A 22,150-nucleotide genomic window follows, 5' to 3' on the forward strand; every position below is an offset into this window, starting at 1 on the left:
ACGTGTCGGACACCGCCCCTCCGTCGTTCGGCTTGGGTGACCGGACAGAATGGGTGCGTGTCGGATCTCCCTCGCAAGGCGCTGAGCCGGACCGCGAAACTTGCCAGCCTGCCGCTCGGTGCCGCCGGACGGGCGACGCTCGGCCTGGGCAAGCGGATCGGTGGTACGCCGGCCGAGACCGTACTGGCCGAGTTCCAGCGCCGTACGGCCGACCAGCTGTTCGCCGTCCTCGGCGAGCTCAAGGGCGGCGCGATGAAGTTCGGGCAGATGCTCAGCCTGATGGAGTCGGCGATGCCGGAGGAGCTCGCGGCGCCGTACCGGGCCGCGCTGACCAAGCTGCAGGACTCCGCCCCGCCGATGCCGGCCTCGACCGTGCACACGATCCTGTCGCGCGAGCTGGGAAAGCGCTGGCGGGACCGGTTCTCCGAGTTCGACGACCTGCCCGCGGCGGCCGCGTCGATCGGCCAGGTGCACCGCGGCATCCTCATGGACGGCCGCGAGGTCGCGGTCAAGCTGCAGTACCCGGGCGCCGCCGACGCCCTCCGCGCGGACCTGCGCCAGCTCGGCCGGTTCGCCCGGACCTTCGGGACATTCGTCCCCGGCCTGGACATGAAGCCGCTGGTCGCCGAGCTGCAGGAGCGGATCGGCGAGGAGCTCGACTACGATCGCGAGGCCCAGGCCCAGCAGCAGTACGCCGACGCCTTCAAGGATCACGACGAGTTCGTGGTGCCGCGCGTCATCAAGCACTCCCCCAGCGTCATCGTGTCCGAGTGGATCGAGGGCCGACCGCTGTCGTCGATCATCACCGACGGCACCCAGCAGGAGCGCGACGAGATCGGGCTGAAGTACGTCCGGTTCATGTTCAGCGGACCGAAGTACGCCGGTCTGCTGCACTCGGACCCGCATCCGGGGAACTTCAGGGTGATGCCTGACGGCCGGCTCGGCGTGGTCGACTTCGGCCTGTGCGCGCGGCTGCCGGAGGGATTGCCGCCGGCCATCGGGCGGTTGCTGCGGATCTCGCTCGAAGGCGACGCCGCGGCCGTCCTGGCCGGGCTGCGCGAGGAAGGCTTCATCAAGCCGCGGATGGAGATCGACCCTGACCAGTTGATGGATTACCTCTCGCCGTTCGCCGAGCCGGCCCGGGCCGAGAAGTTCCAGTTCAGCCGGGCCTGGATGCGTGCCCAGGCGAACCGGACCGGTGACTTCCGGTCCCCCAGCGCGTCGATGGCGCTCAAGATCAACCTGCCGCCGTCGTACCTGCTGATCCACCGCGTCTGGATCGGCGGCATCGCCGTACTCTCGCAACTCGAGGCCGAAGCGCCGTTCCGGGCCGTCCTGGAGGAGTTCCTGCCCGGTTTCACCGACTGAGCAGCGGCACCGAGCGAAGAGTGACGGCCAGCAGGACCGCGACCGCGGTCAGGGCCAGGGCGGTGATGCCGGCGGCCAGGTGGAAGCCGGTCGTGAAGGCGTCGTGGGCGTCGGCGAGGACGTCGTTCGGGACGCCTTGGGTGATCGCCTCGCCCAGGGAGTTGCCGCCGCGGCCGCCCATCTGGCTGCGGTACGCCGCGGTGACCACGCTGCCGAGGATCGCGATGCCCAGCGCGTAGCCGAACTCGTTGCTGGTCTGGGTCAGCGCACCGGCGGACCCGGCCTTCTCCGGCGGGACCGAGCCGATGACGAGGTTCGTCCCCAGCGTCACCAGCGGCGCGGGACCGACGCACGTGACCGCGAACGCGATCACCAGCACGGTCGTCGACGTCGCCTGCGTCATCACAGCCATCCCGACGATCGTGAACGCGATGCCGGCGGGGATCAGCACGCCCGGCCGGATCCGCTGGGCCAGCCGCGGGGCCACCTGGAAACCGATGGTCGTCGTGATCATGCCCGGGACCAGCGCGATCCCGGCGGCCAGCGGGGTCATGCCCTGCACCAGCTGGAAGTACTGCGCGACGAACACCATCACGCCGCCGGACAGCATCGAGAACGCCATCATGCTGCCGAGCGTCACGCTGAAGGTGCGCCGGGTGAACAGCCGTACGTCGACCAGTGGGTCGGCCAGGCGGCGCTGACGCCGTACGAAGATCCAGCCGAAGACTCCGCCGATCAGCAGGGAGCCGATGGACACCGTGCCGACGCCGTGCGAAGCCAGGTGCTTCAGGCCGTGAATCGCCGGCAGGATCGCGGCCAGCGACAAGAGCACACTCGGTACGTCGATCCGCCCGGCCTGCTCGTTCCGGTACTCCGGCAGCAGGATCGGACCGAGCACCAGCAACACAACCATCGCCGGGACGCCGATCAGGAACGCCGAGCCCCACCAGAAGTGGTCGAGCAGGACGCCACCGACGATCGGACCGACCACGGCGCCGACGGTGAAGCAACCACCCCAGACGCCCAACGCGGTCGCCCGTTGACGCGTGTCCGGGAACAGGGTCGAGATCAGCGACAGCGTGCACGGCGCGATCGCGGCGCCGGCGATACCCAGCACCGCCCGGGCGCCGATCAGCATGCCGGGGCTGACCGAGTACGCCGCGACGATCGAGGCGACACCGAAGACGGCAGCGGCGGTCAGCAGCAGCCGGCGGCGGCCGATCCGGTCGCCGAGATTGCCCATGGTGATCATCAGACCGGCGACCATGAACCCGTACACGTCCAGGATCCACAGCTGCTGGCTGCTGGACGCCCTGAGCGCCTCGGTCACCGCCGGCACGGCCAGCAGCATCACGAACAGATCCAGCGACACCAGCAGTGTGGCGAGGCAGAGAACACCCAGTGCGATCCACTGCCGCCGGCCGGCCGCCACGGTCTCGCCGTCGGTGGTGAGAGTCATATCCGGTTCCTTCCACGGGAGGGCCGTCACGAAATGACGGCGTACTCCTGCGTCGGGCGGATCACCCCGGAATCGACAGCCGGTTCAGAACCTTCACCAATAGACGGAGTCGAGCTTCCCCTCGATGCTGCGGACGTTCTCCCGGGCACACCGGTCGCAGTACAGCAGCTTGCGGCCGTCCTCCATCGAGGTCACCCAGGTCAGCGGCGCGTCCTCCGACTCCGCCCGCTGACCACACAACGCACATGTAGCTCTAACCATGGGTAGTAGTCTGCCCTGCGTGCGCTGGCTGATCCACGGAGAGCAGGAAGTCTGGGCCAGTCCGTGGCTCAGCGTACGGCGGCTGGACGTCGAGCAACCCGATGGGCACCGCGTCGACTACCACGCGGTCAGGCTGAGTGACGTGGCGGCGGTCGTGGTCACCGACGCCGAGGATCGGGTGTTGCTGATGTGGCGGCACCGCTTCCTGACCGACACCTGGGCGTGGGAGCTCCCGATGGGCATCGTCGAGTCCGGCGAGGCACCCGCCGAGGCCGCCGCGCGGGAGGTGGAGAAGAGACCGGCTGGCGGCCGGGAGCACTGACCGAGCTGATCCGATCCCAGCCGGGCGCCGGGATCATGGACGCGACCCACCATGTCTTCCGGGCCACGAGCGCGACCCGGATCGGCGAGCCGACCGAGCGGAACGAGTCGGACCGGATCAAGTGGATCCCGCTGGCCGATGTACCGGGGATGATCGCGCGCCACGAGATCCTCAGCGGCATCACGCTGCTCGGCCTCCAGCAGACGTTGCTGCACCAACGTGGCTGAGGGCGGCATCCCTGGTGGATGCAGCCCGCCCCCGCGCCATTTGAGCGGATCTCCCCGAGGTTGCCCCTTCCCCCCTCGAATTCCGGGCGGCGAAGGGCCCATTTGAGGGGATCTCCCCTCAAGTGGCCCCCGGAGACGGGCCGGCGCGGGGGCTAGGCCGTGGCAGGCGCTCGGACTGGGGGCCCGGGCAGGCGCTGGGACTGGGGGCGGGGCCGGGGTGCGGATCGGTGGCACTGCATAACCGCCGGCTCGGGGGCTTGCCTGAGCGTGGGGGATGGCGGTCGGGTGCGATTGATGAGTGCTGGGCGTCCGGTTCCAGGAATGGGCGAGGGGCGGCATCCGGGTGGATGCCGCCCCTCGGTGATTCAGCTGGTCAGGCTGTGGTGCCTGCCGGGGCGGTCCTCCCTTTCGGACCGCCCGGCGGGCTGTGTGTTACGGGTGGATCAGACGAGGCGGGCGAGTGCGAGGCGCGCGCGTGCGCTGGCCCTCTCAGCTCGCCGGCCGGCCCGCTCGGCCTGCTTCTGCGCCTTCTCGATCTGGTGAGCGAGGCGGAAGCGCCGGTTCTGCTCGGCGTCGTGCAAGGTAGAACGACAATGAGCACGGGCGAGATCTTCGTGAAGTAAATGCATCTGAATTCTCCTGTGCGAAGTCTGGTTGGTCATGGTTCGGAGTCTCGATTCGGATTGGGTTTCGTTCAGGCCGCGGTTACGGTGTCGCTCTTGCGAGGGCGTCCACGTGGCCGCTTGCGCGGAACCACCACACCCTGGACGAACAGCTCGCCACCCCACACTCCCCACGGCTCGGAACGCTCGAGCGCTCCGGCCAGGCACTCGGCCTTCAGCGGGCAGGTCGTGCAGAGAGACTTCGCGTACTCGACATCCGCCGGCGATTCGGCGAAGAAGAGTTCTGGCGCGTAGGACCGACAGGGCAGGTCCTGCGACGTTGCCACCTCGGTGAAGACATCGAGGAAGCTCACGCTCATTCCGGTCACCTCCCAGTGACTTTTGTGCTGATCTCTTGTCGTCCGTGATGACCGCCGGTTGACGGCCACCAAAACTGTGTTGACAAACAAAAGGGCCGCGGGACCCTTTTCGGGTTCCGCGGCCTTGGAGGTGCCGGCTGACGTCATGTCAGACCGGTGGACTCCATGCTCGAGAACCCGAACCGCCGTACTTCACATCGCCGACAGCTCCGCCCCGGAACGGGGTGGCGCCAGAGGCCATGAGCACAACGGTCGCGACGTGCAGACGCGGCGAGGCACCCTGAATCGGGGCGCACGGCAGCGCGGCCATGTCGCTGAACGGCTTCTTGACCGTGTTGATGTTCATCCAGGGCACCTCCTCTCGTTGTGGCGAAGCGGGCGGTTAGCTCGATCGCTATGGTTGTTTGAAGTTTTCGGCCAGGCTTCGACCGCAGAAAGAACAGTACGCCGCCGGAGTCGGAGCCCGCAAACTATTTATCGCCAGTTCGCGAACTTGGCCGGAAGTTGCCGCCCCGACGACCGGATCTGGCTGCCAGGACAGGCTTCCGGCACGCTCCGGGACGCCATCCGCACGCTCCGGGATCGTTGCCTCTGTCACCTAATTGCCACGTCTGCCGTCAGCAGAACGCGGCACGTCCTTCAGGATGCGCCTCACAACCCGTGCCTGGCAACAGATTTCCACCAGATTCCCGGAAGGGCAGGCGCGGCCGCCCGACCTGCGGGTAACTAGCGGGTGCAGAGGTTGAGGATGTGCTCGCCGTACTTGGTCAGCTTGGTGTGGCCGATGCCTGGGATCTTGCGGAGGGACTGTTCGTCGGTCGGGCGGGTCTCGGCGATGGCGGTCAGGGTGGCGTCGGTGAGGATGACGAAGGCGGGCATGCGCTCGGTCTCCGCCTGTTCGGTGCGCCAGGCGAGCAGGGCGTCGTACAGCAACTGGTCGATGTTCGAGGGGCAGTCCTCGCAGCGGCCGAGCTTGCGCGCGCCGGGGTCGAGCAGGCCGCGGCCGCAGACGCGGCACTTCGGGATCGGGCGGCCACTGCGGGCGGGCCGGGCCTCGGCGGACGGCCGCTCCCAGCCGACGGATGACGAGTTCCACTCGGTGCGCGCCGTACGGACGCCGATCGGGTCGAGGAAGCGGGTCGGGCCGCGCTGACCGCGCCCGCCGGGCGAGCGCGACGTCGACCAGCTGACGAAAAGCTGCTGCTTGGCCCGCGTGACACCGACATAGAACAGCCGCCGCTCCTCCTCGACCTGCGCCGGCGTCTGGGCATAGGCGATCGGCAGCGTCCCCTCGTGGGCGCCGACGATGAACACGCAGTCCCACTCCAGCCCCTTGGCCGCGTGCAGCGTCGCCAGCGTCACGCCCTCGGCCAGCGGCGCGTGCTGGATCGACGCCCGCCGGTCCAGCTCGGCCATCAGCTCCGGCAACCGAGCCTCGGGCTGCGCCGCCGCGAAGTCGGACGTCATCGTCACCAGTGCCATCAGCGACTCCCACCGGTCCCGGACCGCACCCGTCCCGGTCGGCGGCTCAGGCGTCCACCCGGCCCCGCCCAGCACGCCCCTGACCACCTCGACCAGGTCGTCCGACACGTCGCCGGCCTTGGCCTGCCCCCGCAGCAGTACGGCGGCCTGCCGGATCTCGGCCCGCTCGAAGAACCGCTCGGCCCCCTTCAGCACGGTCGGGATCTTCCGCTCCGCCAGCGCCTGCTCGAAGTTCTCCGACTGTGCGTTGGTCCGGAACAGTACTGCGATGTCCCGCAGCGCGGCGCCCTCGTCACGGAGCCGCGCGACCGCCCGCCCTACCGCATCCGCCTCCGCGACCTCATCGGAGTACTCGCGGTAGACCGGAGCCGGACCGGGGTCACGCTGCGACCGCAGCGTCACCCGGCCGGGCAGCCCGGCCGGACCGGCCGCATCGAGGATCTTGTTCGCGACGTCGACGATCTGCGGCGTCGATCGGTAGTCCCGGACCAGCTTGATCACCGCCGCCGACGGGTGCCGGGACGCGAAGCGCACCAGGTTCTCCGGCTCGGCGCCGGCCCAGGAGTAGATGGTCTGCGCCGGGTCGCCGACCACGCAGACGTCCTCACGCCCACCCAGCCACAGGTCGAGCAGACTCTGCTGCAGCGGCGAAACGTCCTGGTACTCGTCCACGACGAACGTCCGGTACTGCCGCCGGATCTCGGCCGCGACCCGCTCATCCTCCGCGAGCAGCGCGGTCGCACACAGCAGCACGTCCTCCAGGTCGATCCGCCCACGCTCCAGCTTCACGTCCTCGTACGCCGCGAAGATCCGCGCGATCGTGGGCGGGTCGAACGCGGCCAGCGTCCGGCCCGAACGAGGCGCGACCTTCGCGTAGTCGTCCGGCCGGACGTTGCTCACCTTGGCCCACTCGACCTCACCGGCCAGGTCGCGTAGCGCCGGAGTGTCCACCCGGACCCGGCAGCGCGACGCCGCCTCGGTCAGCAGTGGGAACTTGCGGTCCACGATCGGCGGCAGCTCCCCGCCGTACACCTTGGGCCAGAACCAGCGCGCCTGCCGGAGCGCCGCGGAGTGGAAGGTGCGCGCCTGCACGCCCTCGACCCCGAGCTGCGCGAGCCGCCCGCGCATCTCCCCCGCCGCCCGCTGGGTGAAGGTCACCGCGAGCACGCGCACTGGGTCGAAGGTCCCGGTCCTCACGCCGTACGCGATCCGGTGGGTGATCGCCCGGGTCTTCCCGGTGCCCGCGCCGGCCATCACCACGACCGGTCCGTGCAGGGTCGTCGCGACCGCCCGCTGCTCCGGATCGAGCGCCTCGAGCAGGCCGTCCGCGGATGCGGACTGTGTGAGATCGCTCACGGACGGGGACATCGGGGAACAGCACCACCTGCGGCTGGGTTCGGATACGTCGAAGGCAACCCTAGACGGGCCGCCGGACAGTTATCCCCTCCCACTCCTTAGGAGTCAGCCGATGTCGGCTTTCACCATGTACTCGACGCCCTGGTGCGGTTACTGCCACCGCCTGAAGGGCCAGCTGAAGCGAGCCGGCATCGAGTTCACCGAGGTCGACATCGAGCAGCAGCCCGAGGCGGCGCAACTGGTCGAGAAGATCAACAACGGCAACCAGACCGTGCCGACCGTCGTGTTCCCGGACGGCACCGCGATGACCAACCCGTCGCTCGCGCAGGTCGCCGAGAAGCTCGTCGCCTGATCTTTCCGGAACGCGGGCGGGTCATATCGCCTGAGTTATGGACATTACGGTCATGACCGTTATACCTTCCTGGGACCAACGTCGCAGGGAGCCCGCCCATGATTCCGCGCCGTCATGTTCGCTCTGCCTTGTCTCGCGCCGTCGCGACCCTGGCCGTCACGCTGGGCCTGCTGGCCGGCGGCGGCCTGGTCGCGATCGCCGGGCCGCCTGATCCGGTCAGACCAGGGCTGCCCTTTCCGTTCCCCTCGGAGAACGGACCGATCCAGCCGCCGACTACCCCGGTCGGCCCAGCGGACGACGTCATCCGCGACCTCGGTTCGCCGGTCAGCTCGCTCACCGTCATGGAGGGCGCGATCGGCAAGCTCCCGGACGGTCGCGACGTCGTGTACGCCGTACCCGCCGGTGAGAACGCACGTCTCAACGTTGTGGACCTGCACACCCGCCAGCTAATCAGCGCCACGCCGCTCCCGGGCGCCGCGGGCGGGTGGGCGATCGTGGTGGCGCCGGACGGCAGTGTGTACGCCGGCACCTACCCGAACGCGCACCTCTACCGCTACAGCCCTGACACCGGCTCGGTGACCGACCTGGGCCAGCCGATCCCGGGTGAGTCCCAGATCTATGGACTCACCGCCGACCAGGACGGCAACGTGTACGCCGGGACCTATCCGACCGCGCACGCCTTCAAGTACGACCCGTCGAACGGTCAGGTCACCGACTACGGCTCACTCGACCCGGTGCAGCAGTACGCGCGGTCGACGGTCTACGACCCGGACCACCACAAGCTCTTCGTCGGCGTCTCCACTCCGAACGCGCGGCTCTTGCGGATCGACGTGGACACCAAAGCGGTCGAGGACATCACTCCCCCGGGTACGACGGCCAAGGACTTCATCGACCTCGACTACGCCGGCGGACGGGTGTTCGCGAACGCCAGTAGCCGCCTGGTCGTGGTCGACGCGGTCACCGGTGAGCAGGTCAAGTTCACCGACTCCGCAACCGGCACCCAGATGATGGACTACCCGATCGCCGCCCGTGGCGTCTCGGCGGCCGGCCCGGGTGGCGTGTACTTCACCAACAACACGCTGGCCCTCACCCACTACGACCTCGACACCAACACCGTCGGTCCGGTCTCACCGCCGCGGACACTCACGCGTGGCGCCTCGATCGGCTACGGATGGGTGACGGAGAACGGCGTACCCGTGCTGTACGGACTGGCCGGGAACTACTCCGGCGGAACGTTCCGCTTCGACCCGCAAGACGGCACGCTCGCGCAGTGGAGCTCGCCGTTCCGATACGTCGCGTCGCCGCTCATGCACGAGCTCGCGGACCCCACGACGGGCAAGGTCTTCGTCAACGTCTACCTGAACGGCTCTACCGGCATCTACGACCCGGCTACAGGCAAGACGACCATCACCACGCGGCAGGGTCAGGTCGAGGGCTGGGGCTGGGACGGCACCGGCAAGATGTACGTCGGCATCTACCCCTACGGCCGCCTGTCTCTCTGGGACCCGACCGCTCCGGACAGTCCGACCAACCCGAAGGAACTGTTCAGCCTGGTCGACAGCCACCACCAGAACCGGCCCGTGTCGGTCGTCCCGGCCGGCAACCGCGTGTACGTCGGCACCACTCCGGCGTACGGCGAGTACGGCGGAGCCCTGACCGTGCTCGACGTACCGACCGGTGCCTTCACGGTGTACCGCAACCTGGTGCCCGATCAGACGATCGCATCCGTTCTGCCACTCGGTGCGGACGTGTGGGCCGGCTCCGGCATCGAGGGTGGCCAAGGCACCGAGCCGAAGGCCTCAGAGGCCCACCTGATCAAGGTCGACCCCTCGAACGGTCAGGTGCTGTCCGACATCGTGCCGGTGTCCGGCGCGGCCAGTATCAACGAGCTGATCGCTGGACCGGACGGCAACCTGTGGGGCCTGGCTGACGGCATCGTCTTCGTCGTCAATCCGTCCACGGGCCAGGTGGTCCGCCAGTTCCCGGTGTTCAGCGGAGTCACCGGCGCCAACGACGGAGCACTGTCCTGGCGGGACGGCTACCTGTACGGCGTCACCGGCGGACGGCTGTTCGTGCTGGACATCCTCAGCGGCGAAGCGACCATCCTGCGCGACCACGGCCTCAACCGGCTCACCCAAACGCCGGACGGCACGTACTACACGCTGCTACGACCGGACGGCTACACAAGCCCGACCAACCTGGCCTCGTACACCCCACCGGTCGACGGGTGTCCACAGTCGGACATCCGGCCGACGGTGTGGACCGGCAACATCGACAGCCACGTGATGAACCGCTTCCTGACCTACGGCTGCACACTGACCGATGTCCTGCCGGATGCGACCGCGGACTGGCCGAGTCACGCGGCCTACGTCATCGCAGTGGACAAGAAGGTCAGGCAACTGGAGGCCGACGGCAGCGTGGAGCGCTGGGAGGGGATCCTGATCCGCGTCGCGGCTGCCCGGTCCACCGTGGGCCGGTGATCACCAGCTTCCGGTGAGCTCCTCGCCGTACCAGCCCTCGATCAGGCGGCGGGAGATGGAGATGTTGCCGGGGAGGGCCATCGTGCCGGCTTCGACCAGCGCACGAAGGTCCTCCCGGGTGAACCACTTGGCCTCGGCGATCTCGTCGGCGTCCACCTCGATGTCGAAGTTCGACGCCTTGGCGAAGAAGCCGAGCATCAGGCTGGACGGCAGCGGCCACGGCTGACTGCCGGCGTACTCGATCTCCGGCCCCACGACCACACCGGTCTCCTCCAGGACCTCACGCCGTACGGCGGCCTCCAGAGACTCACCTGGCTCGACGAAGCCGGCCAGTGTCGAGTAGCGGCCCTCCGGCCAGGCCTCGTTGCGGCCGAGCAGAGCGCGGTCCTGGTCGTCGGTAACGAGCACGATGATCGCCGGATCGCTGCGCGGGAAGTGCGACAGCCCGCACACCGGGCACTGCCGGACGTGTCCTGCGTCGATGACCTCGGTATGCGCGCCACAGTTCGCGCAGTGCGTGTGGACGGCGTGCCAGTTGGCCAGACCGATCACGTTGACCGCGATACCGGCCTCCCGGTCGCTCAGCACGGCGCCCACCTCGCGGAGTCCGGCGTACGACTCGTCCGCCTCGGTGCCCGCGAGTACGGCGAAGACAGCCCGACCGTCCGCGGTCTGGCCAGCACCGGACTCGCGGTCGATGCCCAGGAAGACCCGGATGCCGTCCGGCGCTTCGGACGGGGGCACCAGCTGCAGTGCGGCGCGGTCAGCAGTCACCAGCAACTTGTCGCCGGCCACCAAGGCCACCTGGGTGTCCGGCGCCGCCCACGCCTTGTCCAGCCACTCTTCGTCACGCCTGCGATCGGCGGCCCGGTCGAGCACGGACCGGGACAGGGCTAGCGAACCTGGAGCGATGGAGTAGGCCACATGCCTCAACCTACCCCGGCACCGTGAGAGCATCCCCGCATGAGTATTCACATCGCCGCCGAGAAGGGGCAGATCGCACCGCGGGTGCTGTTCCCCGGCGACCCACTGCGGGCCAAGTGGATCGCGGAGACCTACCTGTCGGACGTGACCTGCTACACCGAGATCCGGAACATGTTCGGGTTCACCGGCACCTACAAGGGTGAGCGGATCTCCGTGCAGGGCTCCGGCATGGGCCAGCCGTCGGCCTCCATCTACGCGCACGAGCTGTTCGCGGAGTACGACGTACAGACTCTGATCCGGGTCGGGACGTGTGGCGCGCTGACCGAGGCCGTCCGGGTCCGCGACGTGATCGTGGCGATGTCCGCGAGCACAGACTCGCAGATGAACCGGCTGCGCTTCCACGGCATCGACTACGCGCCGACCGCGGACTACCAGCTGCTCCGCGCGGCGGTGGACGCGGCCGAGGCGGCCGGGCTGAACGTGCACGTCGGCCAGGTGTTCTCCGGCGACCTGTTCTACAACGACCGGCCGGACCTGGTGTCGCGGACGGCGGAGTACGGCGTACTCGGCATCGAGATGGAAGCGTCGGCGCTCTACACGCTGGCGGCCAAGTTCGGCCGTCGCGCGCTCGGCATCATGACGGTCTCCGATCACCTGATCACCAAGGAGGAGACGACCGCCGAGGAACGCCAGACGACGTTCTCCGAGATGATCACGATCGCCCTCGACGCGGCGATCGAGGTGCCGGTCTGAACCCCCGGCAGGGCGCGGCCGTTCTGGCCTGCGCCGCGATCCTCATCGGTACGGCGGCCTGCTCCGGCAAGTCCGACGACAGCAGATCCGGCGACACCAAGTCGGCTGCGACCACCTCCAGCACGCCGACGTCCGGCAGCCCGACGGCCTCCTCGAGCGCGAGCACCCCTGAGGAGAAGCTGCCGGACCTGACCGCCGCACAGGTGGTCGCGGCCTTCGCGGGCAAGAAGTACCAGTGCAGCACCGACGAGGCGTACCAGACCTGTAGCCAGGGCACCACGTCGATCCAGGTGCTGATCGGGACGCACCCACGCCCGCCGGTGCTCTCACTGCAGGCGACCGGGGTAGCCGCGGAGGCGACGACGAAGCTGTCCGACTTCGCACCGCAGGCGCTGGAGCTGGCCCACGTGAATCCGCGCGGTCAGATCGCCGACTGGCTGAAACAGCAGCAAGGCAAGGCGTCGGCGCAGACCACGGCCGGCAACTGGACCGTCGAGTTCTCGACCGAGGCCGACTCCGACCAGCCCGGAGCGATCCTCACGCTGACCGACACGCTCTGCAAGGCGAACTGCGGAGCCGAGTAGTTACGCCGCGACGAGTTTCGGGAGGACCTGCTTGACCCGATCGGCCAGCAGGTCCGCCACCTTCTCCGGGTCCTCGGCGTAGCCGACCACGGCCTGCTCGAACAGGCCGTCGACCAGTGCGTACGCCGTCGGGGCGTCGACGGTCGGGCTGCCGCCGACCAGGTCGGCGTACCGGGTGAGGATCCGCCAGATCATCTGCTCCAGCAGCTGATCGATCGCCACGACATCCGGCCGGAGCTGGTCCTCGAACATGCTCTGCGCCCGCAGGTCGTACCAGAGCCGGTGCATCGGGGTCTCCTCGACCAGCGTCTGGGTCATCTTGCCCAGGAAGCCGACGGCCAGTTCGTCGGCCGAGGTCGCGGTCTCGACGACCTCGTCGTACCGCTGCGCGCACTTGGTCTTGTAGTACCGCACGCAGTAGCTGATCAGGTCGATCTTGTCGCGGAAGTAGTAGTGCACGACGCCGTGGGTGAACTCGGAGTTGTTCGCGATCTCGCGCAGGCTGGTCCGCGCGTACCCGAGCTCGCCGAGGGTCTTCAGCGCCGACTCGGCCAGCGCGATCCGGCGGCGCTCGACCTTGTCGATCCCCGAGACCCGGGCCGGCCGGTCCGTGTCAGGGGCGTTCGCCGGGATCGCGGTCATCGCACACTCCCCTGTCGTCCGGGCGGGTTCGTTCGCGTCAGCGTACCCCGCCGCGGGCCAGGCGCGTCCCACGGCGGGGAGATTTTCTTGACAAGTGTCCAACAAAGTCTTGACGAGTGTCAAAACCCTGGCCAGAGTGTGAACCGAACCCCGGTGTCCTTCGAGGCAGTGTTCTTCGAGTAAAGGAGCTTCAGATGGGCGGACTCGATCTCTCTGGCCGCAAGGCCCTCGTCACCGGCGGGGCCCAGGGGCTCGGCGAGGGGATGGCGAAGGCGCTCGCCGCGGCCGGCGCCAAGGTAGTGGTCAGCGATCTGCAGAAGGACGCCGGCGAGGCCGTCGCCGACGCCCTCGACGCCGAGTACGGCGGCGGCAACGGCTTCGTCGCCCACGACATCACCGACGAAGGCAGCTGGGAGAACGCCGTCGTCGCGGCCAACGACATCCTCGGCGGCCTGGACATCCTGGTGAACAACGCGGGCATCGAGATCACCAGCCTGCTCACCGAGGTGACCGCCGACCAGATCCGCAAGATGCTCGACGTCAACGTGCTCGGCACGACGCTCGGGGTCAAGTGGGGCCTGCGGACCATGCGTCCGGACGGGCTGGCCGGCCAGGGTGGCGCGATCATCAACGTCTCGTCGGTCGCCGCGACCATCGCGTTCCCGGGCATCGCGGTCTACTCCGCGACCAAGTCCGCGGTCGACCGGCTCACCCGGGTCGCCGCGATGGAGTCCGGCAAGCTCGGGTACGGCGTACGCGTCAACTGCATCTACCCCGGTCTGGTGCCGACCGCGATGGGCGCCGGTCTGGCCAACGACTGCGCCGAGCTCGGACTGTTCGAGTCCTCTGAGGCCGCGGTCGCCGCGGTGATCGGCCTGACGCCGGCCGGCCGGCTCGGTGAGGTCGCCGATATCGCCGACGCCGTCGTCTTCCTAGCCTCGGACGAATCACGGTTCATCACCGGCATCGGTCTGCCGGTCGACGGCGGCATGGGGATGTGAGTGTGTTGAGTAACAAGCCCGTTGTCGTGTACGGCGCCTCCGGCTACACCGGCCGGCTGGTGTGTGAGTACCTCCGTCACTACCACGTCCCGTTCGTTGCCGCCGGTCGCGACGAGGCCAAGCTGAAAGCGTCGATGGATTCCCACGTACCGGGAATCGAGACCGCCGACTACGAGATCGCGACTGTCGAACATGACGTCGCCGCACTGACCGATCTGTTCAAGGGCGCGTCAGTAGTGCTGAACACGGTGGGACCGTTCAGCGAGCTCGGCCCAGCCGCTGTCGAGGCCGCTCTTGCGGCCGGTGCGCACTACACCGACACCACCGGCGAGCAGGACTGGCTGATCACCTGCGACGAGAAGTACGGTCCGCAGTTCGCCGAGGCAGGACTGTTGCTGGCTCCGGGAATCGCACAGATGTACACCACCAGCGAGATCGCGGCCCAGCTGTGCCTTGACGAGCCCGGCCTGGACACCCTGGACATCGCGGTGTTCTGGGGCGGCAGTCCGACCATCGCATCGACCCGGACCATCCTGGTGAACGCGGCGACGTCCAAGGCGCACTTCCTGGAGCACAACGAGTTCGTCGAGTTTCCCGAGCAAGGCCTCGTGCCTCTGGTAGTGCCAGGGCAGCACGAACTCGCCCTGTCCCTGCCCTGGGGCGGCATGTCGCACCCGGTCTGGTTCAAGCGCGATCCGCGCGTGGCCAACTGCAAGGCGCAGGGTGGTGTCTTCAACGCCGCACTGATGAACGGCGTACCGCAGATCGTCGCCGCAGCACTGGAAGCCACCAAGGACATGGCTCCGGACGATCGCAACGCGGCGCTCACCGCGACAGCCCGGCAGGTGATGGACCAGATGCCGCCCCGGGAGAACCGGCGAGTGAACAAGACACTGGACTCCGTCCACGCCTCCGGTCCACTCGGCCGGGCGCACTGTGTCATCCACGGCAACAGCAACTACCAGCAGACCGGCCTGCTGCAGGCGTATGCGGCGTACTCACTGCTGCAGACACCACCGAAGCGCGTGGGCTTCGCGAGTGGTTGCCAGGCGTTCGGTCACCGTGAGCTGCTCGGCGTACTGCGCAGCTTCGGGCTGGTGTCCGAGCCGCAGCTGACCAGGCTCCACTGAGGGAGTCACCGTGCGACTGGTCGACTATCTCGACAAGGGTGCTTCGCTCGGTCCGGACGCGGCGTGCCTGACCACGGACGGCGAGACGCTCTCGTACGCCGAGGTGCAGCAGCTGTCGTTCCGGATCGCGGCCGGCCTCGCGGCGAGCGGCGTACGACCAGGTGGCAAGGTCGCGATCCTGGCGGCGAACGACCCGATCGCGTTCAGCTGCGTGTTCGGGATCAGCCGCGCCGGGGCGGTCTGGTGCCCGATCAACCCGCGCAACGAGGCGGCCGAGAACCGCGAGCTGCTCGACCAGTTCGACTGCGAAGTACTGATCTACCAGGCGGCCTTCGAGCCCCTGGTGGATCGGATCCGGGACGAGCTGCCGAAGGTCCACACCTTCGTCTGCCTGGACCGGGATCCCGGCTCCGGCCCATCCCCCCACCTCAAGGGCCGGACGGTCGGCTGGGACGCGTTCTTCGGGGGCGTGTCCCAGTCGGCACCCGATCTCACCGATCCCGACGAGTTGGCGTTGATCGTCGGGACCGGTGGGACGACAGGGCGGCCGAAGGGCGTGATGCTGAGCAACGGCAACCTGGAGACGATGACTGCGCTGACACTGATCGGATACCCGTTCGGCGATCGGCCGGTCTACCTCGCGCTCGCTCCGCTGACCCACGCGGCCGGCGTGCTGTGCTTCCCCGTGCTCGCGTCCGGTGGCGAGATCGTCATCATGCGGGCGCCCGACGTCCACAGGTTCCTGGAGCTGATCCCGCGGCATCGCGTGACGCACACGTTCCTGCCGCCGACGCTGATCTACATGGTGCTGGCCGCACCGGAGCTCGACAGCACGGACCTCTCGTCGCTGCGCTGCTTCTGGTACGGCGCCGCACCGATGTCGGTGTCGCGACTCGAGGAGGCGCTGCTGCGGATCGGCCCGGTGATGGCCCAGCTGTTCGGGCAGACCGAGGCGCCGATGATGATCTCGATCCTGCCGCCGGCCGATCATTTCGATGCCTCCGGCAACATTGCACGAGGACGCCTGGCATCGGCCGGACGACCGTCCCCGCTGGTCACGACCGCGATCATGGCCGCCGACGGGTCCCTGCTCCCACGGGGGGAGCGGGGCGAGATCGTGGTCCGCGGTCCGCTGGTGATGAAGGGGTACTACCGCAATCCCGAGGCCACTGCGGCGGCCTCGGCGTACGGATGGCACCACACGGGTGACATCGGCTACCTGGACGAGGAGAACTACCTGTACATCGTCGACCGGGCGAAGGACATGATCATCACCGGCGGCTTCAACGTGTACTCGACCGAGGTCGAGCAGGCGCTGATGGCTCATCCCGCCGTCCAGGACTGTGCGGTGATCGGTCAGCCGGACGACAAGTGGGGAGAGCGGGTGGTGGCCGTCGTCCAGCTCCAGCCCGGCGCGTCGGTCGAGGCCGCGGAGCTGATCGCCTTCGCCAAGGAACGCATCGGCAGCGTCAAGGCACCGAAGGACGTACTGGTCTGGCCCGACCTACCGCGCTCCAAGGTCGGCAAGGTTCTGAAGCCGGACATCAAAGCCCGGCTGGCCGCCTCAACTACTCCCTGACGCGGCGGCCGTAGAGCTGGCGACGACGATCGCCGTGGTGACTGCCGCCTGCATCTCGGTGACGGCCTTCTTCACCACGTCCGCAGCCCAGTCCGACTCGGCGATCTGCTTCGCGCGCTGCTTGAGCGCCTTCTTGTCCACCGCATCGGTGACAACCTTCGGTACGACGTTCAGCGCGCTCAGCAACGCGATCAGCGCACCGGTGCGCTCGTCCGGCGTGGTGCCCACCTTCAGCACGGCCTCGAGCTTGGAACGCACCTCAGCCTCGTGCCGCCTGTCCTTGGCCGGCCAGCGGGTGACCGGGAACAGCCCGAGCACCTTGCCCTCGTCCGCCTCCAGCACACTGCGCTCGGCGAGCCGGGCGAGCAGTTGGTCGCGCAACTTCTTCGACAGCCGGCCGATCTGATCCTTCGGCCGCTTGCCAGGCTTGTCCACGACGAACGCCAGCCGCTCGTCCAGGATCGGGTCACCGGTCGGCGCGGCATCCAGCACCTTCAGCCGACCGGGCTTGACCCCGTCCCCGGCGGCGGTGATGTCGGTCTTCCCGAGCAGCGTCAGCTCGATCAGCACCGCACCCGCCAGCGCGTAGTCCAGGCCTGGCGACCCGGCGATCGGCTTCCCACTCTCGTCGTCGTACAACAGCAACAAGAGATCCTCGGCAATCAACATGCCTCCAACGTAGGCAGGCCGGGTGCCGCCACGCATCCACCGCGCGGCCTACCTCGAACATCCGCCTTCAGTAGTGGTGACCGTTGAGCTCCACGGGCTCGCCGAGTTCGGTGGCGACCTCGGTGAGGAAGTCGGGCGAGAAGTAGTACCAGCGGATCGAGCGAACCTTGCCGTCCTCGGTGGTGAGGCGCATCAGGTCGTTCACGGCGGCCTTGCCGTCCTTGACGATGCGGATGACCAGCACTGGCTCGTCCCACAGGTCCACAACCTGAGCTGTGTAGCGGTACGGCTTGGACGGGTCCAGCGTGTGCTCGATCGAGCCCCGCCGGATCTGGTCGGCGCCGTACTCGGTCAGGACGCCCAGGATCTCGCTGTCCGCGTCAGCGAGGAGGAGTGCGGTCAGCCGCGGTACGTCGTACGCCGTGAACGCGTCGGCGACCGCATCGAGCAGGCGGCGGTCCGGGGCCTCGCGCGCCTTCAAGAACCGCTCGCGTCCCGGCGAGTCCAGCCGGCCGCGTCCACGGTGCAGTGCGGCTTTGACAGGTCGGTCGAGGACTGCTTGCGCGCGTCCCAGGCGGCTCTGAGCTCCGGCAGATCGAGTGCGTCGGTCATGGTCATACCAGTCTGGACGGCTGCGGGGGCCGTCAGGATACGGGCCGGTTTCGGTGCTGGGTCAACTATCAAGTAAGGTAAGCCTTAGCTAAGCAGGCACGCCCACCTCGAAAGCGGATGCGATGACCAGAGCACTGCCCGAGCCGTCCTTCCGGCGCTTCTTCGCCGGCATCGGCACCCTCAGCCTCCGGCCGTTCGACCTGACCGAGGACGTGACCACGCTGCACGGCTGGGTCACCCGGCCGTACGCCCGCTACTGGGGGCTGCTGACCGCGTCCGTCGACGACGTGCGCGCGGAGTACCTCCGGATCGAGCGGTCCGGCCACCACCGCGCCTTCCTCGGCGAGCACGACGGCCGGCCCGCATTCCTGATGGAGCGCTACGAGCCGTCGTACGACGCCGTCGGTGCGACGTACGCCGTTGCGGCGGGCGACATCGGTATGCATGTCCTGGTCGCGCCGCCGGTCGCACCGATCGCCGGGTTCACCGGTGCCGTGTTCGAGACGATCCTGGACAGCCTGTTCAGCGACCCGCTGGTGGATCGCATTGTGGTCGAGCCCGACGTACGCAATCTGAAGGTCCAGGCTCTGAACGAGCGGATGGGGTTCCGGAAGCACAGCGTGGTGGACCTGCCGGACAAGCAGGCCTGGCTGAGCTTCTGCACCCGTGACCAGTACGCCGAGGCGACCCGGATGAACAAGGCAGGCTGATGATCGACCATCTCACCCCGGACACCTGGGCCGTCGTCAACCGTGCGCTGGTGCGGAAGGCGCTGGCTGAGTTCATCCACGAGCGCCTTCTCGAACCGGTCGCTGTTGACAACGGATACGCGGTGGGCCGCTATCGCTTCACGGCTCGACGGTATCCGTTGAACCACTGGGACATCGACGCCGCCTCGCTCGGTGACGTCGATGCGCTCGACTTCGTCACCGGGTTCCACGAGGAGCTCGGGATCGGCGCGGACATGCTGCCCGTGTACCTCGAGGAGATCAGCAGCACGCTCGCGAGTGCGGCGTACAAGCTCTCCAAGCCGGACCTGACCGCGGCGGATCTGGTCACGGCGGACTTCCAGACGATCGAGGCCGCGATGACCGAGGGGCACCCGTGCTTCGTCGCGAACAACGGGCGGCTCGGGTTCGGCGTCAGCGACTATCGCGCGTTCGCGCCCGAGACGGGTGCCGAGGTCCGGTTGACGTGGATCGCCGTACGGAGGGATCGGGCCACGGTCGCGCACAGTGCGACGATCTCGTACGACGACCTGCTGCGAGCCGAGCTGGGATCTTCAGTACTGAAGGACTTCGCTGACCGGATCGTTGCCGTGGGCGCCGATCCGGCGGACTACGTCTACCTGCCGGTGCATCCGTGGCAGTGGGAGAACAAGACGTCGATCACGTTCGCGGCGGACATCGCTGTGCGGCACATCATTCATCTCGGGTCCGCGGAGGACGCGTACCAGCCGCAGCAGTCGATCCGGACGTTCTTCAACCGGTCGCATCCTTCGAAGCACTATGTGAAGACGGCGTTGTCGGTGCTGAACATGGGGTTCATGCGCGGGCTGTCGCCGACGTACATGGCCGCGACGCCGGCGATCAACGACTGGGTGCACGGACTCGTCTCGAACGATCTGGTCCTGAAGCGGTACGGCTTCTCGGTGCTGCGCGAGATCGCGGCGGCCGGGTATCACAACCGGTACTACGAGAACGCCACCGAGAAGACATCGCCGTACCGGAAGATGCTGTCGGCGCTGTGGCGGGAGAGCCCGGTGCCGACGCTCGAGCCGGGTGAACGCGTGGCCACGATGGCGAGCCTCCTCCACGTCGACCGGCATGGTGCATCGTTGGCGGCCGCTCTGATCCGCGCGTCGAGGTTGGCCCCGGCGGACTGGCTGCGGGCTTTCGTCGACGCGTATCTGATCCCGTTGGTGCACTGCTTCTACGCCTACGAGCTGGTCTTCATGCCGCACGGCGAGAACCTGATCCTGGTACTGCGGGATGCCGTGCCGATCCGGGTGATCATGAAGGACATCGCCGAGGAGATCGCGGTGATGAACCCGGCGACCCCGCTGCCGGTCGAGGCCGAGCGGGTCCGCGCCGAGGTGCCCGACGACGAGAAGCTCCTGTCGATCTTCACCGACGTCTTCGACTGCATCTTCCGCTTCCTGTCGCCGCTCCTGGACCGGGAGGGCCTGCTGACGCCCTCGGAATTCTGGTCGGTGGTGGCTTCCTCGGTCCGCGACTACCAGGCCGCGACGCCGGAACTCGCCGAGGCCTTCGCGAAGTACGACATCTTCGCGCCGTCGTTCGCGCTGTCCTGCCTGAACCGGCTGCAGCTTCGGAACAATCAGCAGATGGTCGACCTGACCGATATGGCCGGATCGCTGCAGTTCGTCGGCACGTTGGAGAATCCGCTTCACTGTGGATAACTTCCGCGGCGCGTCATCGGAATCGGTCAAGCTGTTGGGGTGATCAGCGAACAGACAGCCGAGAGGCGGCCAGGCCTCGCGTGGCCTGACCAGCCGCCCGTCCCCCGAGACGGCAGACGGTACGAGGTCGTGGACGGACGCCTGCTCGTCACGGGCGCCCAGCCACCGGCCCACCACGCAGCCGTGGTAGCGCTCATGATCCAACTGAAACACGCCTGCCCACCCAACCTCCTCGTCTCCGTAGGCTCCCTCGACTTCCGCCCCACCCGCACCATCTCCCTCCGCCCCGACCTCCTGGTCTGCAACCGCGCAGACGCCGGCCCTCACCTCCTCACAGCCCCACCCCTGCTGGCCGTCGAGGTCCTCTCCCCCTCCACCCGCACCACCGACATAGTCCTCAAACGCACCCTCTACGAACGCCACAGAGTCCCGTCCTACTGGCTCCTCGACCCCACCCACCACGAACTGACCATCCTGGAGCTAGCCGACTCCGGCTACACCTGCCAAGCAGTCATCCAAGCCGAAGAAACCTTCCACGTCGCAACCCCCTTCCCCATCCAGCTCTCACCGGCGGAACTGATGACCTGAGGCGGCCATAGCGCGGACGGAGCAGCTGCCGCGCGGCGGTCCGCCGCCTGCCGTTCGCCGCGGTCGCTCTGCGCTGACGTCGGCCCATCGAGCACAGTCGTTGCTGACAGCAACGGTCCTGAACCCGTCCGCTCCGGGTGGTAGCACAACGCCTCACCTCCCGGGCCGCGTTGTCCACAAACCCGGCACGGTTGTGGATAACGTTGGTGGTTGGAATCCCTTGAAAACAAGGGCATCCGGGTTTGAAAACTGTCGGCGAGGCTGTTTACAGTTTGGGTATGGAGATTCTCGGACAGCGACCGGTGTGGTCGATGAGCGGCAGCGACATGCTGTCCACTCTCGACGCCACCTACGCCGAGATCGCCCGCCTGGAAACCCTCGCCCTGCACCTCATCGCCGGCCTCGACACCACCGGCCACGCCCAAGAACTCGGCGCCGGCACCACCGCCCGCTTGCTGACCTTCCGCTACCGCATCGACGCCACCAAGGCCCGCCGCGACGTCCACCTCGCCACCCGACTCGACAAGTACCCCGCCGTCGCCGCCGCCCTCCCCAACCCCAACCCCCTGACAGACGACCCAACGACCGATACCGGCGCCAGCGACGGCGACCTGACCGACGACGCGAGCGACAGCGACACGAGCGGCAGGAATGGGAGCGACGGCGAGCACGATCCCGGCGAGCATGATGCGGGCGAGGACCGTGCGGGCGAGGATGGTGCGGGCGGGAACAGTGCGGGGGTGGGGGTGTTGTTGCATCCGGCGCAGGCCGAGGCGATCGTGTCCGCCCTGGACAAGGTCCCGACCACCGTCGCGGCCGACGACCTGCGGGTCGCCGAACAGCAACTGGTCGAACTCGGCCGCACCCACGGCCCGCTCGACCTGCGCCGGGCCGGCCGGCTCGTCCGCGACCGCCTCGACACCGACGGCCCCGAACCCACCGAACAGAAAGCCTACG

The 22,150-nt window shown here is 68.2% G+C and carries 24 protein-coding genes and 1 pseudogene; 14 read left to right on the forward strand and 11 right to left on the reverse strand.

Going from position 1 to position 22,150, the window contains the following annotated elements:
• The first annotated feature begins 57 nt into the window (after positions 1 to 57).
• Complete coding sequence (locus tag ACXC9Q_RS15460; RefSeq protein ID WP_457057203.1) at positions 58 to 1,368, forward strand: ABC1 kinase family protein; 1,311 nt, start codon at positions 58 to 60, stop codon at positions 1,366 to 1,368.
• Here the strand turns inward: ACXC9Q_RS15460 and ACXC9Q_RS15465 are convergent.
• Positions 1,358 to 2,827 (reverse strand): MFS transporter, encoded by a 1,470-nt coding sequence (locus tag ACXC9Q_RS15465; RefSeq protein ID WP_457057204.1) that lies wholly within the window; start codon positions 2,825 to 2,827, stop codon positions 1,358 to 1,360. The genes ACXC9Q_RS15460 and ACXC9Q_RS15465 overlap by 11 nt on opposite strands.
• 93 nt (positions 2,828 to 2,920) lie before the next feature.
• Positions 2,921 to 3,088 carry a hypothetical protein gene (locus ACXC9Q_RS15470; protein ID WP_457057205.1) on the reverse strand — a complete coding sequence of 56 codons (168 nt, stop codon included), beginning with the start codon at positions 3,086 to 3,088 and terminating at the stop codon, positions 2,921 to 2,923.
• A 19-nt stretch (positions 3,089 to 3,107) separates the two neighbouring features.
• On the opposite strand from ACXC9Q_RS15470, the gene ACXC9Q_RS15475 reads away from it, so the two are divergent.
• Positions 3,108 to 3,410 carry an NUDIX domain-containing protein gene (locus ACXC9Q_RS15475; RefSeq protein ID WP_457057206.1) on the forward strand — a complete coding sequence of 101 codons (303 nt, stop codon included), beginning with the start codon at positions 3,108 to 3,110 and terminating at the stop codon, positions 3,408 to 3,410.
• A 35-nt stretch (positions 3,411 to 3,445) separates the two neighbouring features.
• The gene (locus tag ACXC9Q_RS15480; RefSeq protein WP_457057207.1) at positions 3,446 to 3,637 is read left to right on the forward strand and encodes a hypothetical protein; all 192 of its coding nucleotides are present in this window, start codon (positions 3,446 to 3,448) and stop codon (positions 3,635 to 3,637) included.
• 443 nt (positions 3,638 to 4,080) lie between these two features.
• On the opposite strand, the gene ACXC9Q_RS15485 is transcribed toward ACXC9Q_RS15480, so the two are convergent.
• The 4 genes from ACXC9Q_RS15485 to ACXC9Q_RS15500 form a co-directional block, all read right to left on the reverse strand.
• Positions 4,081 to 4,299: a hypothetical protein gene (locus ACXC9Q_RS15485; protein ID WP_329480986.1), complete on the reverse strand. Its 219-nt coding sequence runs from the start codon at positions 4,297 to 4,299 to the stop codon at positions 4,081 to 4,083.
• A gap of 32 nt (positions 4,300 to 4,331) precedes the next feature.
• Complete coding sequence (locus ACXC9Q_RS15490) at positions 4,332 to 4,619, reverse strand: WhiB family transcriptional regulator (RefSeq protein ID WP_131285495.1); 288 nt, start codon at positions 4,617 to 4,619, stop codon at positions 4,332 to 4,334.
• Between the two features lie 148 nt (positions 4,620 to 4,767).
• A complete protein-coding gene (locus ACXC9Q_RS15495) occupies positions 4,768 to 4,965 on the reverse strand; it encodes a hypothetical protein (RefSeq protein ID WP_328518651.1) in 198 nt (65 codons plus the stop codon).
• A 380-nt stretch (positions 4,966 to 5,345) separates the two neighbouring features.
• Complete coding sequence (locus tag ACXC9Q_RS15500) at positions 5,346 to 7,469, reverse strand: ATP-dependent DNA helicase UvrD2 (protein WP_457057208.1); 2,124 nt, start codon at positions 7,467 to 7,469, stop codon at positions 5,346 to 5,348.
• A 100-nt stretch (positions 7,470 to 7,569) separates the two neighbouring features.
• On the opposite strand from ACXC9Q_RS15500, the gene ACXC9Q_RS15505 reads away from it, so the two are divergent.
• Together ACXC9Q_RS15505 and ACXC9Q_RS15510 are read left to right on the forward strand one after the other, a co-directional pair.
• Complete coding sequence (locus ACXC9Q_RS15505) at positions 7,570 to 7,809, forward strand: mycoredoxin (protein ID WP_328518649.1); 240 nt, start codon at positions 7,570 to 7,572, stop codon at positions 7,807 to 7,809.
• Positions 7,810 to 7,907: 98 nt separating this feature from the next.
• Positions 7,908 to 10,289, forward strand: a complete 2,382-nt coding sequence (locus ACXC9Q_RS15510; protein ID WP_457057209.1) for a hypothetical protein — start codon at positions 7,908 to 7,910, stop codon at positions 10,287 to 10,289.
• Here ACXC9Q_RS15510 and nudC read toward each other — a convergent pair whose 3' ends face one another.
• Positions 10,290 to 11,213, reverse strand: coding sequence for an NAD(+) diphosphatase (gene nudC / locus ACXC9Q_RS15515; RefSeq protein WP_457057210.1), 924 nt, complete (start codon positions 11,211 to 11,213; stop codon positions 10,290 to 10,292).
• Positions 11,214 to 11,252: 39 nt separating this feature from the next.
• Here nudC and deoD point away from each other — a divergent pair, with 39 nt between their 5' ends.
• Together deoD and ACXC9Q_RS15525 are read left to right on the forward strand one after the other, a co-directional pair.
• Complete coding sequence (gene deoD, locus ACXC9Q_RS15520) at positions 11,253 to 11,966, forward strand: purine-nucleoside phosphorylase (protein ID WP_328518646.1); 714 nt, start codon at positions 11,253 to 11,255, stop codon at positions 11,964 to 11,966.
• 203 nt (positions 11,967 to 12,169) lie between these two features.
• Entirely contained in the window at positions 12,170 to 12,550 is a 381-nt protein-coding gene (locus ACXC9Q_RS15525; RefSeq protein WP_457057211.1) for a hypothetical protein, read from the forward strand.
• On the opposite strand, the gene ACXC9Q_RS15530 is transcribed toward ACXC9Q_RS15525, so the two are convergent.
• Entirely contained in the window at positions 12,551 to 13,192 is a 642-nt protein-coding gene (locus ACXC9Q_RS15530; RefSeq protein WP_457057212.1) for a TetR/AcrR family transcriptional regulator, read from the reverse strand. It abuts the gene before it with no gap.
• Between the two features lie 194 nt (positions 13,193 to 13,386).
• Between ACXC9Q_RS15530 and ACXC9Q_RS15535 the strand changes: the two genes are divergently transcribed.
• From ACXC9Q_RS15535 to ACXC9Q_RS15545, 3 genes are read left to right on the forward strand one after another with little or no spacing between them, the layout of a single operon-like run.
• Positions 13,387 to 14,193: an SDR family NAD(P)-dependent oxidoreductase gene (locus tag ACXC9Q_RS15535; protein WP_457057213.1), complete on the forward strand. Its 807-nt coding sequence runs from the start codon at positions 13,387 to 13,389 to the stop codon at positions 14,191 to 14,193.
• Positions 14,190 to 15,323 carry a DUF5938 domain-containing protein gene (locus ACXC9Q_RS15540; RefSeq protein ID WP_457057214.1) on the forward strand — a complete coding sequence of 378 codons (1,134 nt, stop codon included), beginning with the start codon at positions 14,190 to 14,192 and terminating at the stop codon, positions 15,321 to 15,323. Before ACXC9Q_RS15535 ends, ACXC9Q_RS15540 begins: the two co-directional genes overlap by 4 nt.
• Positions 15,324 to 15,333: 10 nt before the next feature.
• Positions 15,334 to 16,902, forward strand: coding sequence for an acyl-CoA synthetase (locus ACXC9Q_RS15545; protein WP_457057215.1), 1,569 nt, complete (start codon positions 15,334 to 15,336; stop codon positions 16,900 to 16,902).
• On the opposite strand, the gene ACXC9Q_RS15550 is transcribed toward ACXC9Q_RS15545, so the two are convergent.
• The 3 genes from ACXC9Q_RS15550 to ACXC9Q_RS15560 form a co-directional block, all read right to left on the reverse strand.
• On the reverse strand, positions 16,888 to 17,571 hold the full coding sequence (locus ACXC9Q_RS15550) for a GOLPH3/VPS74 family protein (RefSeq protein WP_457057216.1): 684 nt from the start codon (positions 17,569 to 17,571) through the stop codon (positions 16,888 to 16,890). The genes ACXC9Q_RS15545 and ACXC9Q_RS15550 overlap by 15 nt on opposite strands.
• Positions 17,572 to 17,638: 67 nt before the next feature.
• Positions 17,639 to 18,052 (reverse strand): hypothetical protein, encoded by a 414-nt coding sequence (locus ACXC9Q_RS15555; protein ID WP_457057217.1) that lies wholly within the window; start codon positions 18,050 to 18,052, stop codon positions 17,639 to 17,641.
• On the reverse strand, positions 18,049 to 18,183 hold the full coding sequence (locus tag ACXC9Q_RS15560; RefSeq protein WP_457057218.1) for a hypothetical protein: 135 nt from the start codon (positions 18,181 to 18,183) through the stop codon (positions 18,049 to 18,051). Before ACXC9Q_RS15560 ends, ACXC9Q_RS15555 begins: the two co-directional genes overlap by 4 nt.
• A gap of 122 nt (positions 18,184 to 18,305) precedes the next feature.
• Here ACXC9Q_RS15560 and ACXC9Q_RS15565 point away from each other — a divergent pair, with 122 nt between their 5' ends.
• The 4 genes and pseudogenes from ACXC9Q_RS15565 to ACXC9Q_RS15580 all read left to right on the forward strand — a co-directional run.
• Positions 18,306 to 18,893 carry a GNAT family N-acetyltransferase gene (locus ACXC9Q_RS15565; protein WP_457057219.1) on the forward strand — a complete coding sequence of 196 codons (588 nt, stop codon included), beginning with the start codon at positions 18,306 to 18,308 and terminating at the stop codon, positions 18,891 to 18,893.
• Positions 18,893 to 20,605, forward strand: coding sequence for an IucA/IucC family protein (locus ACXC9Q_RS15570; protein WP_457057220.1), 1,713 nt, complete (start codon positions 18,893 to 18,895; stop codon positions 20,603 to 20,605). The genes ACXC9Q_RS15565 and ACXC9Q_RS15570 overlap by 1 nt, the downstream gene beginning before the upstream one ends.
• Positions 20,606 to 20,644: 39 nt before the next feature.
• Positions 20,645 to 21,193: a Uma2 family endonuclease gene (locus tag ACXC9Q_RS15575; protein WP_457057221.1), complete on the forward strand. Its 549-nt coding sequence runs from the start codon at positions 20,645 to 20,647 to the stop codon at positions 21,191 to 21,193.
• Between the two features lie 278 nt (positions 21,194 to 21,471).
• Positions 21,472 to 22,150, forward strand: a pseudogene (locus ACXC9Q_RS15580) (hypothetical protein); the annotation flags it as partial.

This window comes from Kribbella sp. CWNU-51, from assembly GCF_054073265.1.

Excerpts from the sequence above, each read along its gene's own strand:
- ACXC9Q_RS15465 (WP_457057204.1), bottom strand. The coding sequence starts at position 2,827 with ATGACTCTCACCACCGACGGCGAGACCGTGGCGGCCGGCCGGCGGCAG.
- ACXC9Q_RS15470 (WP_457057205.1), bottom strand. The coding sequence starts at position 3,088 with ATGGTTAGAGCTACATGTGCGTTGTGTGGTCAGCGGGCGGAGTCGGAG.
- ACXC9Q_RS15480 (WP_457057207.1), top strand. The coding sequence starts at position 3,446 with ATGGACGCGACCCACCATGTCTTCCGGGCCACGAGCGCGACCCGGATC.
- ACXC9Q_RS15485 (WP_329480986.1), bottom strand. The coding sequence starts at position 4,299 with ATGACCAACCAGACTTCGCACAGGAGAATTCAGATGCATTTACTTCAC.
- ACXC9Q_RS15490 (WP_131285495.1), bottom strand. The coding sequence starts at position 4,619 with ATGAGCGTGAGCTTCCTCGATGTCTTCACCGAGGTGGCAACGTCGCAG.
- ACXC9Q_RS15495 (WP_328518651.1), bottom strand. The coding sequence starts at position 4,965 with ATGAACATCAACACGGTCAAGAAGCCGTTCAGCGACATGGCCGCGCTG.
- ACXC9Q_RS15500 (WP_457057208.1), bottom strand. The coding sequence starts at position 7,469 with ATGTCCCCGTCCGTGAGCGATCTCACACAGTCCGCATCCGCGGACGGC.
- ACXC9Q_RS15505 (WP_328518649.1), top strand. The coding sequence starts at position 7,570 with ATGTCGGCTTTCACCATGTACTCGACGCCCTGGTGCGGTTACTGCCAC.
- ACXC9Q_RS15510 (WP_457057209.1), top strand. The coding sequence starts at position 7,908 with ATGATTCCGCGCCGTCATGTTCGCTCTGCCTTGTCTCGCGCCGTCGCG.
- deoD (WP_328518646.1), top strand. The coding sequence starts at position 11,253 with ATGAGTATTCACATCGCCGCCGAGAAGGGGCAGATCGCACCGCGGGTG.
- ACXC9Q_RS15530 (WP_457057212.1), bottom strand. The coding sequence starts at position 13,192 with ATGACCGCGATCCCGGCGAACGCCCCTGACACGGACCGGCCGGCCCGG.
- ACXC9Q_RS15535 (WP_457057213.1), top strand. The coding sequence starts at position 13,387 with ATGGGCGGACTCGATCTCTCTGGCCGCAAGGCCCTCGTCACCGGCGGG.
- ACXC9Q_RS15550 (WP_457057216.1), bottom strand. The coding sequence starts at position 17,571 with ATGTTGATTGCCGAGGATCTCTTGTTGCTGTTGTACGACGACGAGAGT.
- ACXC9Q_RS15560 (WP_457057218.1), bottom strand. The coding sequence starts at position 18,183 with ATGACCGACGCACTCGATCTGCCGGAGCTCAGAGCCGCCTGGGACGCG.
- ACXC9Q_RS15565 (WP_457057219.1), top strand. The coding sequence starts at position 18,306 with ATGACCAGAGCACTGCCCGAGCCGTCCTTCCGGCGCTTCTTCGCCGGC.
- ACXC9Q_RS15570 (WP_457057220.1), top strand. The coding sequence starts at position 18,893 with ATGATCGACCATCTCACCCCGGACACCTGGGCCGTCGTCAACCGTGCG.